The sequence below is a fragment of the Streptosporangium sp. LJ11 genome (assembly GCF_051918945.1).
Taxonomy (GTDB): domain Bacteria; phylum Actinomycetota; class Actinomycetes; order Streptosporangiales; family Streptosporangiaceae; genus Streptosporangium.
This window is the reverse complement of the sequence record NZ_JBPXMB010000005.1, coordinates 210,803-228,702: the sequence shown is the minus strand read 5'-3', so window position 1 is coordinate 228,702 and position 17,900 is coordinate 210,803. Positions and strand designations below refer to the sequence as shown.

The 17,900-nt window shown below is 72.6% G+C and carries 8 protein-coding genes; 2 read left to right on the top strand and 6 right to left on the bottom strand.

Going from position 1 to position 17,900, the window contains the following annotated elements:
- Positions 1 to 102: 102 nt before the first annotated feature.
- Entirely contained in the window at positions 103 to 5,004 is a 4,902-nt protein-coding gene (locus ACTOQ3_RS10015; protein WP_440083066.1) for an ATP-dependent helicase, read from the top strand.
- 133 nt (positions 5,005 to 5,137) lie between these two features.
- Complete coding sequence (locus ACTOQ3_RS10010; RefSeq protein ID WP_440070167.1) at positions 5,138 to 5,287, top strand: hypothetical protein; 150 nt, start codon at positions 5,138 to 5,140, stop codon at positions 5,285 to 5,287.
- Between the two features lie 194 nt (positions 5,288 to 5,481).
- On the opposite strand, the gene ACTOQ3_RS10005 is transcribed toward ACTOQ3_RS10010, so the two are convergent.
- The 6 genes from ACTOQ3_RS10005 to ACTOQ3_RS09980 are packed head-to-tail and all read right to left on the bottom strand — an operon-like array spanning position 5,482 to position 17,561.
- Positions 5,482 to 11,139, bottom strand: coding sequence for an amino acid adenylation domain-containing protein (locus ACTOQ3_RS10005; protein WP_440083065.1), 5,658 nt, complete (start codon positions 11,137 to 11,139; stop codon positions 5,482 to 5,484).
- Complete coding sequence (locus tag ACTOQ3_RS10000) at positions 11,136 to 12,398, bottom strand: 2-oxo acid dehydrogenase subunit E2 (protein ID WP_440083064.1); 1,263 nt, start codon at positions 12,396 to 12,398, stop codon at positions 11,136 to 11,138. Before ACTOQ3_RS10000 ends, ACTOQ3_RS10005 begins: the two co-directional genes overlap by 4 nt.
- A complete protein-coding gene (locus ACTOQ3_RS09995) occupies positions 12,391 to 13,374 on the bottom strand; it encodes an alpha-ketoacid dehydrogenase subunit beta (RefSeq protein ID WP_440083063.1) in 984 nt (327 codons plus the stop codon). Before ACTOQ3_RS09995 ends, ACTOQ3_RS10000 begins: the two co-directional genes overlap by 8 nt.
- A complete protein-coding gene (locus ACTOQ3_RS09990; RefSeq protein ID WP_440083062.1) occupies positions 13,365 to 14,288 on the bottom strand; it encodes a thiamine pyrophosphate-dependent dehydrogenase E1 component subunit alpha in 924 nt (307 codons plus the stop codon). The genes ACTOQ3_RS09995 and ACTOQ3_RS09990 overlap by 10 nt, the downstream gene beginning before the upstream one ends.
- Positions 14,281 to 16,107 carry a condensation domain-containing protein gene (locus tag ACTOQ3_RS09985; RefSeq protein WP_440083061.1) on the bottom strand — a complete coding sequence of 609 codons (1,827 nt, stop codon included), beginning with the start codon at positions 16,105 to 16,107 and terminating at the stop codon, positions 14,281 to 14,283. Before ACTOQ3_RS09985 ends, ACTOQ3_RS09990 begins: the two co-directional genes overlap by 8 nt.
- A complete protein-coding gene (locus ACTOQ3_RS09980; protein ID WP_440083060.1) occupies positions 16,107 to 17,561 on the bottom strand; it encodes a class I adenylate-forming enzyme family protein in 1,455 nt (484 codons plus the stop codon). Before ACTOQ3_RS09980 ends, ACTOQ3_RS09985 begins: the two co-directional genes overlap by 1 nt.
- Positions 17,562 to 17,900: the final 339 nt, after the last annotated feature.

Sequence of the window (17,900 nt, the reverse complement as noted above, 5' to 3'; positions counted from 1 at the left end):
CCGCCCGGTCGCCGGACGGGCGGTCACGGGTTCTGTCGGTGGGGCCGTGCAGTATGGGCGGTGAGCCGGTCGGTCGTCCGGACCGGGAGCTAGGGGGCGGCGATGAGCGAGACGGCGAGCGCGGGCGGGGCGCTCGATCACTTCACCCGGATGACCAGAGACTGGTTCACCGGGGCGTTCGCCGCGCCGACCGCCGCGCAGGAGGGGGCGTGGGCGGCGATCGCGCGGGGCGACAACACGCTGGTGGTCGCACCCACCGGATCCGGCAAGACGCTGGCCGCCTTCCTGTGGTCGCTCGACCGGCTCGCCTCCTCCGCTCCCGGCTCCCCCCTGGACGCCGGATCCTCCGATACGGACCTGACGGCCGGTACGGGTGGCACCGGTGATACGGCCGGTACGAGCGCCCGGGGCGGGCGAGGGCGTTCGCGGGGGGACCGGGGGGACGGCGAGCCGGTGAGGCGGTGCCGGGTCCTGTACGTCTCGCCGCTCAAGGCCCTGGCGGTCGACGTCGAGCGCAACCTCCGGGCGCCGCTGGCCGGGCTGAGGCAGACCGCGCGGCGGCTCGGGCTCCCGGTGCCGGAGATCTCGGTGGCGATCCGGTCGGGTGACACCGCCCCCGAGGAGCGGCGGCGGTTCGCGACCCGGCCCTCCGACATCCTGATCACCACCCCCGAGTCGCTGTTCCTGCTGCTCACCAGCCAGGCCCGCGAGGCGTTGCGCGGCGTGGAGACGGTCATCGTCGACGAGGTGCACGCGGTGGCGGCCACCAAGCGCGGCGCGCACCTGGCCCTCAGCCTGGAGCGGCTCGACACCCTCCTGCCCCGGCCCGCCCAGCGGATCGGCCTGTCGGCGACCGTCCGGCCGGTGAGCGAGGTGGCCGCCTTCCTGGGCGGATCGCGCCCGGCGACCGTGGTCCAGCCGCCCTCGGACAAGGAGATCGAGGTCGAGGTGGTCGTCCCGATCGAGGACATGACCGAGCTCGACACGCCTCCCGCCCCGCCCGCCCCCGACGACGACCGCTGGCTGACCGAGACCCCGGCCAGGCGGTCGATCTGGCCGCACGTGGAGGAGCGGCTGTTCGAGCTGATCGGAGGCCACAGCTCCACGATCGTGTTCGCCAACTCCCGGCGACTGGCCGAGAGGCTGTGCACCCGCCTCAACGAGCTGGCGTGGGAGCGGCGGGAGACCGGCGAGGAGCCGGCCGGGCAGGACGCGGAGGAGGGAGCGGGGGCGGAGCCGGTGCACTGGGCCGAGGGGTTCCCCGTCCCCCCGGCCTCCCTCTCCACTCCGGCGGCGATGATGGCGCAGGCCGGGGCGGCCAAGGGGGTCGCCCCGGAGATCGTGCGGGCCCACCACGGTTCGGTGTCGAAGGAGGAGCGCTCCCAGATCGAGGAGGCGCTCAAGTCCGGGCGGCTGCCCGCCGTGGTCGCGACCTCCAGCCTGGAGCTCGGCATCGACATGGGCGCGGTCGACCTGGTGGCCTGCGTCGGGGCGCCGCCGAGCGTGGCGAGCGGCCTGCAGCGGATCGGCCGGGCCGGGCACCAGGTGGGAGCGGTCTCACGTGGCGTGATCTTCCCCAAGTACCGGGGGGACCTGGTCCAGACGGCCGTGGTGGCCGAGCGGATGAGGAGCGGGGAGATCGAGGACCTGCGCTACCCGCGCAACCCTCTCGACGTGCTCGCCCAGCAGATCGTGGCGATGACCGCGCTGGACGAGTGGACGGTGGACGAGCTGGAGGAGGTCGTGCGGCGAGCGGCCCCCTACCGGACGCTGCCCAGGAGCGCGCTGGAGGCGACGCTCGACATGCTCGCCGGACGCTACCCGAGCGAGGAGTTCGCCGAGCTGCGGCCGCGCATCGTCTGGGACCGGGTGACCGGCACCCTGCGGGGCCGTCCCGGAGCCCAGCGGCTGGCGGTCACCAACGGCGGCACGATCCCCGACAGGGGGCTGTTCGGCGTGTTCCTGGTCGGGGAGAAGTCCTCCCGGGTGGGCGAGCTGGACGAGGAGATGGTCTACGAGTCGCGGGCCGGTGACGTGTTCGTGCTGGGCGCGACCTCCTGGCGGATCCAGGAGATCACGGCCGATCGGGTGCTGGTCACACCCGCCCCCGGCCAGCCGGGAAAGCTCCCCTTCTGGCACGGCGACACCGCCGGAAGACCGGCGGAGCTGGGCAGGGCCATCGGCGCGTTCCTCCGCGAGATGTCGGCGGCGGGCGCGGACGCCGAGACGGGAAGCGGGCGCACCCGAGACCCGGCGAGAAGGAACACGGGAGCGGAAGGCGCCGAAGCGGGAAACGGGACGGCGGAGAACGCGGGAGCGGGAAGCGCCGCGCGTGAGGAGGCCCTGGGGAGGATCAGGGCGGCGGGACTGGACGAGTACGCCGCCGCCAACCTGCTCTCCTACCTGGCCGAGCAGCGGCAGGCGACCGGCTACGTGCCGGACGACAGGACGCTGCTGGTCGAGCGGTTCCACGACGAGCTGGGCGACTGGCGGGTGGTGGTGCACTCCCCGTACGGGGCGCGGGTGCACGCCCCGTGGGCGCTGGCGATCGGGCGGCGGCTGCGGGAGCGCTACGGCGTCGACGTGCAGGCCCTGCACTCCGACGACGGGATCGTGCTGCGCATTCCCGACACGCTCTCCGACCCCCCGTCCGACGTCGCGGTCTTCGACGCGGACGAGATCGAGCGGATCGTCACCGAGGAGCTGGGCGGTTCGGCGCTGTTCGCGGCGCGGTTCCGCGAGTGCGCCGGGCGGTCCCTGCTGCTGCCGCGCCGCGTGCCGGGCAGGCGGTCGCCGCTCTGGCAGCAGCGGCAGCGCGCCTCGCACCTGCTGAGCGTGGCGGGCCGCTACGGGTCGTTCCCCGTGGTGCTGGAGACGATGCGCGAGTGTCTTCAGGACGTGTTCGACGTGCCGGGGCTGGTCCGGCTGATGCGCGACATCGAGGCGCGGCGGGTCCGGCTGGTGGAGGTCGAGACCGACAAGGCGTCGCCGTTCGCGGCGTCGCTGCTGTTCAACTACATCGGCGCGTTCATGTACGAGGGCGACGCCCCGCTGGCCGAGCGCCGCGCCCAGGCGCTCGCGCTCGACACGACCCTGCTGGCCGAGTTGCTGGGCCAGGCGGACCTGCGCGAGCTGCTCGACCTCGACGTGATCACCGACGCCGAGCGGGAGCTGGCCCGGCTGGACCGGCCGCTGCGCGACGCCGAGGACCTGGCCGACCTGCTCCGATCCCACGGCCCCCTGGTGGCCGAGGACGTCGGTGTGCGCGAGGGCGACCCGGCGTGGCTGACCGTGCTGGAGGGTTCCCGGCGGGCCATCAGGGTGCGGGTGGCGGGGCAGGAGCGGTGGGCGGCGATCGAGGACGCCGCCCGGCTGCGCGACGCGCTCGGCGTGCCGCTGCCCGTGGGGATTCCGCACGCGTTCCTCGAACCGGTCGACGATCCGCTGGGCGACCTGCTGGCCCGGCACGCCCGTACGCGCACCCCCTTCCTCGCGAGCACCGCCGCGGCCAGGTTCGGCCTCGGCCCCGCGGTCGTCACCGACGCGCTGCGCCGCCTGGCCGCCTCGGGGCGGCTGGTGAGCGGGGAGTTCCGGCCGGGTGGCCGGGGCGAGGAGTGGTGCGACGCGGGGGTGCTGCGGATGTTGCGCCGCAGGTCCCTGGCCAGGCTCCGCAAGGAGGTGGAGCCGGTCTCCCCGGAGACCCTGGCCGCCTTCGCACCCGCCTGGCACGGCATCACCGGCACCCCGCAGCGGGGCAGGCCGCCGATCGACGCGCTGGTGGGCGCGATCGAGCAGTTGCAGGGCGCGGCGGTGCCCGCGTCGGCGCTGGAGACGCTGATCCTGCCCTCGCGGGTGCCCGGATACGACCCGTCGTTCCTGGACGAGCTGACGGCCTCCGGCGAGGTGATCTGGGTGGGGCAGGGGTCCCTGCCGGGCGGCGACGGCTGGGTGTCGCTCTACTTCGCCGACACCGCGCCGCTGCTGATGCCCGGCCCCGCCGACATCACCCTGACGCCGGTGCACGAGGCGGTGCTGGAGATTCTGGGCGGCGGGGGCGCGCTGTTCTTCCGCGAGCTGGGCGGCCGGGCCGGCGCCCTCCTGGCCGGTGCCGTCCCGGACGACCGTGCCCTGTCCGCCGCCGTGTGGGACCTGGTGTGGTCGGGCCGGATCACCGGCGACACGCTGGCGCCGCTGCGGGCCGTCCTCGGGACGGGACGCCCCGCGCACCGCCCGGCCCCGACCCGGCGACGGCGGGCGGTGTTGCCGACCAGGAGCGGCCCGCCCACGGTGGGCGGGCGCTGGTGGGCACTGCCCGCCCTCGCGGAGGACTCCACCCAGCGCGCCCACGCCCAGGCCGAGGTGCTGCTGGAGCGGCACGGCGTGGTGACCAGGGGTGCGGTGACCGCCGAGCGGCCGCCGGGCGGTTTCGCCGCCGTCTACCAGGTGCTCCGCGCCTTCGAGGAGAGCGGCCGGTGCCGCAGGGGTTACTTCGTGGAGGGGCTGGGCGGTGCCCAGTTCGCCCTCCCCGGTGCCGTCGACCGGATGCGCGCCACGTCCCCCTCGCCCGCCCACCCGGACACGGCACCGGCGCCCGACCCGTGGAGCGCGCGGAAGCCGGAGAGGGCGGACGGGAACGCCCGGCGGGCGGTGGTGCTGGCGGCCGCCGACCCGGCCAGTCCGTACGGGGCGGCCCTGCCGTGGCCGGCCCATCCCGGGGAGGTGTCCCACAAGCCCGGCAGGAAGGCCGGTTCCCTGGTCGTGCTCGTCGACGGGCATCTGATCCTCTACGTCGAGCGCGGCGGCAAGACCCTGCTGTCCTTCTCCGGCGACGACCGCCTCCGGCCCGCCGTCGACGCCCTCGCGCTCGCCGTGCGCGACGGCGCGCTGGGCAAGCTGACCGTCGAGCGGGCGGACGGCACCGCCATCAACGACTCCCCCCTCGGCGCCGCCCTGGAGGCCGCCGGTTTTCACCCGACGCCGAGAGGGCTGCGCCTGCGGGCCTAGAGCGCCGTGACGCGTCGTCCGGTCCCGCCCGCGTCCGGCGCGTGTCCCGCGAGGCGGTTGCAGCCACCCACCACTGGTTCACAACCGGGGATTGGGAGATTGGCCACGTTGTTAGATCGAAAGGGGAAACAACATGGCCAAGGCCAAGCCGGAGCTGTCCGCGCTGTCCGGGATCGGCACCGAGCTGGACGAGAGTCAGCTCGCGCAGGTCAACGGTGGCTACTACTGGGACTGGTACCACTGGGAGGACTTCGCTCCCGGTGGCTGGGCGTACCGCCCCTGACATCGCGCGCGTAGCCGGGCGGACGCGAGAAGCGTAGCCGGGCAGACGCGAGAGGACGGGGTGCGGCCACCGGCCGCGCCCCGTCCGCGCTTTTCCCACCTGTTCTTTCCAGGTCCTCCGGTTCTCCCGGTCCCGTCCGGGCGGATCGCCGGGAAGGGCCAGGGAGAACCGGTGTTCCGCCGGTCAGGGCGAGGTCACCTTCTGATCGAGATCACCTCGGCGACCGGCTCGTCACGCTCGCGTTCCTGACGCCTCTGGATGGCCTGGAAGCCGACCAGGTCGTCAGGGAGCGCGTCGGGGACGTCCATGTCGAACCTGGACAGCGTGCGGGTCCGCATCGCGACCAGCACCGTGACCGCGATGGCGACGGCGAACAGCGCGTACATCAGGCCGACGCCCCGGCCCTCGCCGGTGCCGAGCACGAGGCCGACCGTGTCGGCCAGCGGCCCCCCGGGAACCAGCAGCGGTTCGAACAGCTTGCTGCCGTACGGGGCGACCAGGCCGAAGCCGACCGGCAGGGTGGACCAGGCGATGAGCGTGTTGAGCGCGATGACACGGCCGTGGAAGCGCTGCGGCACCTTGACCTGGATGATCGTGGCGTAGACGCCGTTGAGCATGGTCAGCCAGAACGACATCCCGAAGGCGCCGACCGCGATCAGGACCAGGTTCTGCTGCAGGCCGGTGACCAGGCAGAAGAGGCTCAGGACGAGGGTGGAGAGCATGACGCCGCGCAGCCGGTGCCGTCGCGGGCCTCCCCAGACGGTCATGGTCAGGCCGCCGAGGAAGACACCCAGGCCACCGAAGAAGGAGATCCGGCCGACGTCCTCCAGCGTGGCGAAGCCCAGGACCAGCGGCGAGATGAGCAGGAACAGCGGGGACAGGAAGATGTTCAGCACCGCGAAGAAGAACAGCATGCCGCGGAAGCCCCGGTTGCCCCAGGAGAACTTCCAGCCCTCGACCATCTCGGCGACCAGCGACTCCCTGCGCTTCCAGGCCATGGTCTTCGGGAAGCGGACGAAGAGCAGCACCCCGATCGCGAAGACGTACGAGACGACGTCCAGGACGAGGATGCCCTCCAGCCCGATCACGGCCATCAGGCCGACCGCGGCCAGCGGGACGACCAGCTGGGCGGTACCGGTGACCATCTGGACCACGCCGTTGGCGTGGCCGAGGAAGCGCTTGGGGACCAGCTGCGGGATGGCGGAGTTGTAGGCGAGGCGCTGGAAGGTCAGCGCGACCGACAGCAGGACCAGGAGCGGGTAGATGTGCCAGATCTGCAGGTTGCCGGTCCACAGCAGGACGCCCAGCGCCAGCTGGGTGCCGAACGCGCCGATGTCTCCGGCGAGCATGACCCTGCGCCGGTCGTGGCGGTCGACGAGGGCACCGGCCAGGGGGGACACCAGCATGCCGGGGACCAGCGCGAGGACGGAGAACAGGGCCATCATGGGGAGCGAGCCGGTGGTGATGTAGATCCACAGCGGGATGGCGAACTCGGTCAGCGACGACCCGACGATCGAGACGAGCTGTCCGGCCGCCACGGTGGCGAACCGCTTCATGCTGGGCGGCGGACCGGAGCGCGCCGGGGGGTCCGTCGCGACCGGCTGTCCCGTCCCCGGTGGGGCCCCGCCCGTGCCGGGGCCGGGAAGAGCGGGCGCGGACGTCCCCTGACCGGTGGAAGCGGACGCGGTCGGTCCCGCACCGATGAGCGCCGGTGCCGTCGTCGCCGGGGCGATCTCCGTGAGGGCGTCCTGGGTGGAGACGCCGCCGAGCCACCAGGTGGACCGGTCGGTACGGGCCAGCTTCGCCGTGTCGCCGGAGGCGATGGCCCGGTGGGTGCCGGTGACGACGGCGGCGAGCTCCTCCGCCCGATATTTCAGGAAAAAGTGCCCGGCCTCGTCGAGGACGACCACGGCCGTGGAGTCGCTCAGGAGATGCCACTCTCGGTAGCGCTCCTGGTGGAACTCGGTGACCGGGTCGCGGTCGCCCACCACCGAGATGATCGGCGCCCCGAGCGGCTCGACGCCCTCCTCGAAGAGGCGGGTGAAGTAGCGTTCCGCCTCCCTGGTGCCCTTGCGACGGTTGTCGATCACCAGTTTGAGCTGGTCGGGCTCCAGGTCGTCCACTTCGAGACCCGCGGCCCGCAGGGCGTTGGCCCAGATCTGGTCGCTGCGCAGGCGGTCGGTCAGGTTCGACAGCTTGGCCAGCACCGAGGCGGGACGGGCGAAGGGGAAGACACCGCCGAAGTAGAGAGCCTCGATCGGGCGGCCCATCTCCTCCAGGCGGCGGGCGATCTCCACGATCAGCATGACGCCGAGCCCGCAGTGCCCGTACAGCGCGAGCGGGCCGCGGACCTCCTTGAGGATCTCCTCCACGCAGTCCCGCGCGACCTCCCCCACCGGCCGGGTCGCCTCGATCAGCCCCATCTCCTGGCCGGGGACGGCGACCGCGTGCAGCGCCCAGTTCTGCGGCAGCGCGTCGGCCAGCGGCTGGTAGATGGCCGCGCTGCCGCCGCCGTACGGCACGCAGACCAGGGTCGAGGTGGCCGCGCGGGGCGGGGTGAGCCGGTGCAGGAGCATCCGCGGGCCGTCGTCGGCCGTCTCGGCGAGCCGCGCCAGCTCGCGGACGGTCCGGTGCTTGAACAGGTCCAGGATCGTGACCTGGCGCCCGCCTTCGGGAATGGCTTTCCGAAGGCGGGCGACCACCTGCGCGGCGAGCAGCGAATGACCACCCAGGTCGAAGAAGTCGTCCAGCACACCGACCTGGACCAGTCCGAGCACCTTCGCCCACACCGCCGCGATCGCCTCTTCGAGGGGCGTCTCCGGCGGGACGAATCCGGCTTCCTGGTCAGGTCGCGCCTCGTCGGGTTCGGGCAGCCTGGCCCGGTCGACCTTGCCGTGCGACTTCAGGGGCAGCTCGTCCAGCCAGACGAACCGCCCGGGGATCATGTACTCGGGAAGCCGCTCGCCCAGCCGCGCCCGCAGCTCGCTGACGCTGATCTGCTCCCCGCCCACCTCGCCGACCACGTACGCGACCAGCCGGTCCGCGCGCAGCTCGACGACGGCGTGCGCGATCCCCGGCTCGCCGGCGAGCACCGACTCGATCTCCGACAGCTCCACCCGGTAGCCCCTGACCTTGACCTGCAGGTCGCGGCGGCCGAGGAAGCACAGGTCGCCGGAGGGCAGCCACCGGCCGAGGTCGCCGGTCCGGTACATGCGGGCGCCGGGCCCGCCGTACGGGTCGGGCAGGAACCTCTCGGCCGTCATGCCGGAGCGTCCGAGGTATCCGCGGGCGAGCCGGTCGCCGCCGAGGTAGATCTCGCCGGTCATGCCGGGCGGGACCAGCCGCAGGTGCTCGTCGAGCACGTAGACCCCGGCGCCGGGCAGCGGCCTGCCGATCGGCAGGTTCAGCGCCCGCTCGTGCTCGCCGGTGACGGCGTGGGTGGAGATGCCGACCGTGGCCTCGGTGGGGCCGTAGTGGTTGACCACCGTGGTGTGCGCGGTCAGCTCGCGCGCCCAGCTCCACCTGGAGGCCTCGCCGCCGAGGACGAGGAGTTTGCGCGGGAGCAGCTCGGCGGGGTCGTCGACCGCGGCGAGCAGCGAGGCGAGGTGGGAGGGGGTCATCTTCAGGTAGTCGGTGCCCCTCAGCAGCCCGGCGAGCTCCTCGGCGGGGGCCTGGGGGTCGGCCAGGTGCAGCTCTCCGCCGGTCATGAGCGACAGGTAGAAGATAGTCACCCCGAAGTCGAACGAGAGCGACTGCAGCAGCGTGTAGACCGCGCCGGGTTCGACCTCGAAGCGCTCCCTGACCCCGGCGAGGTAGTTGAGCACCTGCCGGTGCTGCACCCCGACGCCCTTCGGCCGCCCGGTGGTGCCCGAAGTGTAGATCACGTACGCGAGGTGGCCGGGCGAGACCTCCGGGGGCTCGAACCCGGTTTCGTCCAGCGCCTCGGAGTCCAGGCAGATCACCGGGGCGCCGGGGACGTCGGGGAGCAGGTCGCGCAGCGCGGAGGTGGTCAGGACGGCGACGGCCCCGGCGTCGGCGAGCATGTACGCCAGCCGGTCGCGGGGCTGCTTGGGATCGAGGGGCACGTAGGCGCCACCGGCCTTCAGCACGCCGATGACGGCCGCCGCCAGGTCGGTGGACTGTTCGAGGAAGACGCCCACCCTGGTGTCGGGGCCCACGCCGTGACGGTTCCTCAGCAGGGCGGCGATCCCGGTGGAGCGCTCGTCGAGCTCGGCGTACGTCAGCGAGCCGCCGCCCGCCGCGGACGCCGTCCCCGAACCGCCGCGCGCCGCGGACGCCTTCCGCGGACCGGAGACGCCGCGCGCCGCGGGCACCGTGCCCGGGGCGGGCGAGCCCTCGTGGACCACGGCCGTCGCGCCGGGGGTGAGCGCGGCCTGCGCGGTGACAAGGTCGTGCAGCAGGTCGTGGCCGGACGGCCGCAGGGTGGGTCCCGAGCCGAAGCCCAGGACCAGGTCCCGCTCGTCGTCGGAGAGCAGCGACAGCTCTCCCACCCGCGTGTCCGGGTCCGCCACGATCGAGCGCAGCAGCGTCTCGAAGCGCGCCGCCAGCAGCTCGACGGTCTCCGGGTCGAACAGCGCGGTGCCGTAGGCGATGTGGCCGACCAGCCCGCCGTCGGGGCTCTCGAACAGGTAGAGGCCGAGGTCGAAGCGGGTGGTCCTGGCCGGGAGCGTGAGGTAGGAGACGCGCCCGTCCTCCTCGCCCGCCTTGAAGTTCTGCAGCGCGAAGGTGACCTGCGCGAGCGGCGACCGGCTCACGTCGCGGACCACGTTCAGCTCGTTGACCAGCTGGTCGAACGGGAGCTCCTGGTGCGCGTAGGCGTCCAGCGCGGTCTCGCGCGTCCGGGTCAGGAAGGTGGTGAACGACGGGTCGTCGGCCAGGTCGGCGCGCATGACCAGGGTGTTGACGAACATGCCGACGACCCCGTCCAGCTCGGGCAGCCCGCGCCCGGCGACCGGGGAGCCGACCGCGAAGTCCGTCTGCCCCGAGTAGCGGGCCAGCAGGACCTGGAAGGCGGCGAGCAGCGTCATGTACGGCGTGGCACCGGCCGCGGCGCCCAGCTCGGCGAGCCGCCGGGTGAGATCGGCGCCCACCCGGACGTCGAGGGCGGCTCCCTCGTGGCGCTGCTCGGCGGGGCGCGGCCGGTCGGTGGGCAGCTCGATGGCGGGCAGCCCGGCGAGCCGGTCGCGCCAGTGGTCGATCTCGCGGCGGTGGTCGCGGCCCCGCTGCCAGAGGGCGTAGTCGCCGTAGCCGACCGGCGCGGGCGGCGGGGTCCCGCCGTCGTGCAGGGCGAGCAGCTCGCGGATGAGCAGGTCGCTGGACCAGCCGTCGATGACGGTGTGGTGGGCGGCGATGAGGAGGACGTGGTCGTCGGGCGCGATCCTGACCAGCACGGTGCGGAGGAGCGGGCCGCGCTCCAGGTCGAACGGGACGGCGAGGTCGGCGTCGAGCAGCTCGATCGCGGCGTCCACGTCGTCCGCCTCGGCGACGCGCAGCGCGGCGGGCCCCGGTTCGTCGATGACCAGCTCGGGGGTGCCGTCGTCGGTGGTGAGGAACCGCGTCCGCAGGGCCTCGTGACGCGCGACGATCTCGTCCAGCGCCCGGCGCAGCGCGTCGGCGTCCAGGTCCCCGCGCAGGCGCACCGCGACGGGGACGGTGTAGGTGGTGGTGCCCGGCCGGTACTGCTCGAGGAACCACAGGCGTTCCTGGGCGTGGGACAGGGGCGGGACGGTTCCGGGGGCGCGGCGGGCGACGGCGGCCCGCGCCGCTCCCCTGCTCTTCAGCCGCCTGGCGAGCAGCGCCTTCTTGGCGTCCGACAGCGTTGTCTCGGTCACGCTTGTAACTCCGTCCGGAGGGCCGCGAGGAAGAGCGCGGCGTCCCTGCCGTTGATCAGCCGATGGTCGTAGGCGAGGCCGATGTTGGCGACGGTCCTCGAGGTCACCGTGCCGTCCTCGGCGAGTGTCAGTTCGGGCTGCGGCGAGGTGATCGCGAGAGCGCAGACCGTCCCGGGGAAGATGAGGGGGATCGCGAGGATGACGTCGGCGTCGGTGTGCAGGGTGACGGCGATGTTGGCACCGGTGAGGTCCTTCTCGCGGAAGTCGCCCTCGGTGGCGGCGAGCCGGTAGCGCATGAGCGCGTCGGCGATGGCCTTGAGCGAGCCGGTGTCGTGGACGACCGGCACGTACAGGCCCTCGCCCATGTCGAACGTGACGCCGACGCGCGGGGCGTCGGCCGGATGCGCCCGGTCCCCGTCGAGCGAGGCGAAGAACAGCGGGAACGCGGGGTGCAGCGCGGCCACGGCCTGGACGAACAGCTCCGCCAGGCCGACCGGCCTGCGCACCTCCCTGCTCAGCCCCCTGGCCCGCTCCAGCAGCGGGCCCACCTCGAACCTCACGACGGTGTACGCGGCGGGGATGGTGCCGTGCGAGGTGGTGACGGCGCGCGCGACGGCCCGCTGTACCCGCGAGAGGCGGTGCGCCCCCGCGTTCACGACCGGTTCCGGCACGTCCTCCAGCACGTCTCCCGGCACGACTTCCCGCATGGCCTGCCGCGTGTCCTGCGGCGCGCCCTCCCTCACGTCCTCGCGCACGTCTTCACGCACGTCGGAGGCCGTCTGTCCGGTACGGCGGGAGGCCACGGCCTCCACGTCGGCCCTGCGGATGACGGCCAGTCCCAGGGACGCGACCTCGGCGTGGGAGACACCGAGCTCCTCCATGGCGGCGCGGGCGGGAGCGGTGACGACCGGCTCCGCCACCGGCGCGTCCTCCTGCCCCACCGCGTCCGCGGAGGCCACGACCTCGGGCGCGTCATCGGGCACGGAGGCGGGCCCAGGGGCGGGCACAGAGGCGGACTGCGGGGCCGCCTCGGCGGTGACGCGGGCGAGGAGCGCGCCGGGAGCGATCCAGGTGCCGAGGGCGGCGGCGTGGTGCAGGTAGCCGGTCTCCTCCGCCTCCAGCTCGTCGGCCGCCTTGGAGGTCTCCAGGACGGCGATCGGCTCCCCGGCGATGACGGGCTTGCCGTTCCCCACCAGCCACTCGACGATCAGGTACTCGGTGTCGTTGTTGTTGAGCTTGGGGACGTGGATGTCAGCCACGCAGGGCCTCCCGTACGGCGTGGTGGATCGTGGACTCCCCGACCAGGACCTCGTTCTCCAGGTGAGCGGCGGTGGGGATGACGGAGGCTCGCGAGTGGACGAGGCGGACGGGTCCGCGCAGGCGACCCCAGAGGCGGGCGTGCAGCAGGTGGGCGACCTCGCTGCCCCAGGTGCCCCCGGCGGTGCTCTCCTCCGCGACCAGGACGACGTCCCCGAGGTGGGGCAGGAGCGCGTCGGCGTCCAGCGGGTAGAGCCGGGAGGGGACCAGCAGCCGGACCGAGATCTCCTCCTCCATCATCAGGGAGCGCATCGCGCCCAGCACCCGGTGGACCATCCCGCCGGGAGCGATGACCACGCAGTCGGGGCGGCCGCCCGCGTCGCGGACGTCCACCACCGCCAGGTCCCCGTCGCGGCTCATCAGGAACAGCGGGTCCACCCGCTCCATCTGCCGGGTGTAGAGGACCTTGTCCTCGAAGAACACGCACGGCTCGCCCCGTTCCAGCATCGCCGCGAACGCCGCGCGGTTGTCGTGGAAGGGGGACATCTCGTACAGCGACAGTCCCGGCATGCCGACGAAGTGCTTCTGCAGGCTCTGGCTGTGCGTGGGACCGTAGCCCCGGCCGCCACCGGTCGGGCAGCGCACCACCATCCGCAGCGGCAGCCGCCTGCCGTACATCGACACCGACTTGCTCGCGAAATTGCAGAGCTGGTCGAAGGCGAGCGCCACGAAGTCGCCGAACATGATCTCGGCCACGGCCGTGTTGCCGGTGAGCGCCAGTCCCGCCGCGACGCCGGTCAGCGCGCCCTCGCTGATCGGGGTGCCGATCACGCGCTCGGGAAAGCGGGTGGACAGCCCCTTGGTGACCTTGAAGGCGCCACCGTACGGGTCGAGGATGTCCTCGCCGAGCACGTAGGCGGTGGGATCGTCGTCCAGCAGCCCGTGCAGGGCGGCGTTGAGGTTCTCCGCTACGCGCACGATCCCTCCCATCGGGAGGGCGGGCGCGCGGCCACCTCGTCGGCGACGGCCTCGACCTCGGCCTTGACGACGCCGTCGAACCGGTGGAAGTGCTCGGGATGGTCGTGGGCGTAGCGGGCGTACCAGTCGTTGTCCCTGGCGGCCCGTACGACGTCGGCCGGGCGGATGTCGTCGCCCTTGCTGTGCGGCCCGAGGCGGTGGGTGACGAACTCGACCACCAGCGGCTGCCCCTCGCGCACCCGCGCGATCTCGCGTTCCAGCGAGAGGCGGATCTCGTTGACGTCGGTGGAGGGGACCAGCCGGTGCGGGATGCCGAAGGCCGCCGCCCGGCCGGCCACCGTGCCGGCCATCTGCGCGGTGGTCGGGGTGGACTGGGCGATGCCGTTGTTCTCCACCACGACGAGCAGCGGGAGCTTCCAGAGGGCGGCGAGGTTCAGCGCCTCGTAGACCGCGCCCTCGCCCCAGGTGCCGTCGCCGATGTGCACGCAGGCCAGGGTGCCGGGCTCGGAGCGCTTGAGGTGGAGCGCGACCCCGGCGGCGACCGGCATGCTCTCGCCCTGCACGCCGGTGGACATGTAGCGGTCGCGGTGGATGTGCTGGCTGCCGCCGACGCCTCCGCAGACCGCGCCCTCCCTGCCCATGATCTCGGCGAGCAGGCCGTGGGGGTCGCGGAACCTGGCCAGGTAGTGACCGTGTCCCCGGTGGTTGCTGAAGACGTGGTCGGCCGGGCCGAGCAGGGACCGCAGCGCGACCGGGACGTACTCCTGGCCCAGGCAGGTGTGCGTGGTGCCGTTGAGGTCGCCTCTGCCGTACAGCTCCAGGAGCTTGAGCTCGAAGTGCCTGACCAGGAGCAGAAGCTTCAGGTCGTCGTCGGTGAGGGGGGAGAGACGGAGCCCGTCGAGGGTCTCAGTCATCGCCGAGTGAATCTACGATCCCGGCGATCGTCGGGTTGTCGAAGAAGGCGTCCAGGGAGACCTCGATGTCCAGGCGCTTGCGCATGCGGGCGATGATCTGCGTGATGGTCAGGGAGTGGCCACCCAGATCGAAGATGTCGTCGTCGTCGGCGATCGGTGAGATGCCCAGTACTTCCTCCCAGATCTCGCGCACCTGGTCGGTCAGCGTGGTGACGGAACCCATCTCGTTCTCCAGAATTTCGTGCAGTGACAGGTCAGGGTCATGCATGGCGCGTTCCAGAAGGAGACGCAGGTCGTCGGCGAACCGGTCGGCGTCGGGCACCGTCTCGGGGTCGTGACGCAGGCTGATCCGCAGCCCGCCGGGGCCGTCCACGCACTGCAGGTGCAGCGCGCCGCGTACCGCGTGGTTGAAGACGGTCCACTCCACCGACGTGTCGAGCCCGGCGAACACCGGGTCCGCGTCGCGGCGGGTGCGGTAGCTGACGGAGACGGGGACCAGCGCGGCGTGCGGACGGAGGCGGGGCATCGCCCGGGAGAGCGGCACCTGGCGGAACCGGTAGACCTCCCGCAGCTCGGCGCGCAGGGCGGTGGCGAACTCACGGAAGGTCGCCTCCGGGGACGGGCTGGAGGCGACCGGGAGTTCGTTGACGAACAGGCCGATGTGGCCGGCGGCCTCGGGGGGCCGGGTGGACAGGTCGACGGCGGTGGTCACCGCGGTGTTGCCGTAGCCGAGGAGCAGGGTGTGCAGCGCGGCGAGCAGCACCTCGAACCGGGTCAGGCCGGGGGTCTGCGTGCCCGAAGAGGGGGCGGAAGACGGACCGGACGCGGAAAGGGAATCCGAAGACGGAACGGACGCGGAGGAGGAGCCCGAAGACGGAACGGACGCGGAAGAGGAGCCCGAAGACGGAACGGAGGACGGGCGGGGCGTGATCGACGGATCGACGGTGAACCGCAGCACCCGGCCCTCGCCCGCCCGCCGGGATCGCAGCGCGCGGCCGAGTACGACGGTCTCGCCCGGATCGCGCCAGCGGGGCTTCCAGAACTCCCGCGCGCCGGGAAGCAGGGCGGCCACCCGCTCGCGCTCGGCCCGGCCGTGGTCGATCGCGGGCAGCGGGGGCGGCGGCTCGCCGTTGTAGAAGGCGGCCAGGTCGCGCACCAGGATGTCCTTCGACTGGCCGTCGAAGATCAGGTGGTGGGCGACGAAGAGGAGCAGGTGCCGCCCGGGACCGATCCCGAACAGGGTGAACCTGGCCAGCGGGCCCTTCTCCAGGTCGAACTCGCGCAGGATCTCCTCCCGCACCGCCGCCCGCACGGCCCGTCCGTACCGCTCGCCGCTCTCACCGCCCTCGGCGTTCCCGCGGTTCCCGCGGTTCTCGGCGTTCTCGGCGTTCTCGGTGTTCTCGGACGACGGATCCGGCGCGTCCGGCGCGTCCGGCGGGGAACCACCGGTGACGGCGTCGGGGTCGGCAGAGCCGGAAGAGATCACCGCCTCGCGTACGGGAACCCCGGCTCCGGGCACCAGCCGCAGCTCGTTGTCCACCTCCGCCACCACGCTGCCCAGCATCGGGTGGCGTGCGACCACCGCCGCGCAGGCCGCCAGGAGCGCGCCGGTGTCCAGGTCGCCGCGCAGATGGACGAGCATCGGCATGTGATAGGCTGCGCCCCCGCCCACGGTCTGCTCGGTCACCCACATCCCCTGCTGGGTGAACGTCACCTCCGGCAGGCCCGCGGGCGCGGGCTCGGACGCGCTCGCGGGCCCAGGCCCGGACGTGCTTTCCCGCGGCGGCCCGGAGGTGTTCTCGGACGGGACCCCGGCCATCACGCGCCCTCCATCGTCCGGCGCAGGGCCTTCTTGTCGACCTTGCCGCCGGCGTTGCGCGGCAGGGCGTCGACCGTGATGACGTGCGCGGGCAGCTCGTGCGGGGCCAGGCGGTCCTTGAGGAAGATCCGCAGGTCCTCGGGGGTGAGGGGTTCCCTGGTGGCGAGGGCCACGGTGACGACGGTTCCGAGCACGGGGTGCGGAACCCCGAACGCGGCGGCCTCGATCACGGCCGGATGCCGGTAGACGACCTCCTCGACGTGGATCGTGGAGACCTTGAAGGCCCCTGACTTCACCACGTCGCTCTCACGGTCGACGAGATAGAGGTAGCCGTCGGCGTCGATGTAGCCGAGGTCGCCCATCCGCACCCAGCCGTCGCGGAAGGTCCCGCTGTCGGGGTCGCCGTAGTAGGCGCGCGGCGCCGCGGGGGATCGCATCCAGACCTCCCCGGTCTCCCCCGGCGCCAGCGGCTCCCCCTCCGCGGTGGCGATCCTGACCCGTCCCCCGGCGATGGCGCGGCCGACGCTTCCCGGCCGGTCCGGGTCGAACATCATGATCGTCTGAGCCGGGGCGGCCTCGGTCGAGGTGTAGTAGTTGGTGATCGTCGCGTTGGGGAAGGCCGTGGTCAGCGCCTGGGCGACGGCCGAGGGCAGCGGCGCGGCGGCCGAGCCGAGCAGCAGCACGCTGGACAGGTCGTGCCGTTCGGCCACCCCCGCGTTGATCAGCTCGATGGCCATCGCGGGGACCAGGAAGACCGTCCCCGCGCGGTAGGACTCGATCAGCGAGGCGAAGCGGGCCGGGGTGAAGCGCGGCAGCGTCACGACGGCCGGCTGGGCGTCGAGCGCGTTGATCAGCATCGCCTGCCCGGCGTTGGTCCCGATCGGGAAGGCGTGGACGAGGTGCCTGGAGTGCGCGAACGGGCGGCGCTTGCCACCGCAGCCGTAGGCCAGATTGGCATGGGTCGCCGAGACGCCCTTCGGACGGCCGGTCGTACCGGAGGTGTAGAGGATCTGGGCGAGATCCCCGGGCTCCGGAGGCGCGATATCGGCCTTCTCATAGGACGTTTCGACGTTCAGGCCGTCGACCGTGGCGCTCCAGCCGATCTCGGGCACGGCGAGGCCCGTGGCGTGGACGACGCCGGTCGCCCGGCAGTTCTCCAGCATGAAGCGCAGGTCGTCGAGGGTGAGGCGGTCGGAGAGCGGTACGGCCACCGCTCCGGCCGCCAGGACCCCGCAGAACGCCACGGCGTAGTCGGCCCAGTCCGCGGCCCCGAACACGAGGCCCACCCGGTCGCCCCGGACGACACCTCGCGTGACCAGGCTGTTCGCGAGCGCGGTGGAGCGCTCGTGCCACTGGCGGTAGGTGAGCTGAGCCGAGCCGTGCACGATCAGCGCGACCCCGTCGGGGTCGGTGAGGGCCCGGTCTCCGAGCAGCTGGGGGACGGTCAGGTTCACCAAGTGAACCTCCCACTAAAGATCGGATGTATATGCACTCGGTGTGTGCGGGCACCGGGGGCACTACAGGAAAGAATCTTTACTATTTAAAATCGAGCGTCAGTCTTACATGATCGTAAGGGGTGCGCAAGACTTTGGGGAGAGGTTCACAGAGGCAACAAAAACCACACGAAAGTGACCCTTGCGCCCTTGGGACGAAGGTGTAACACTGACGACCGCAGAACTAACTGAAAGGTTTCTTTCCAGAAAGAGACCCTTCCCGATGCCCGCCCAAGCTGGTCATATGTGCACAGAGCGGGTCTTTTGCGTACTAACCTCCAACGCGATTGCGTGAACTAC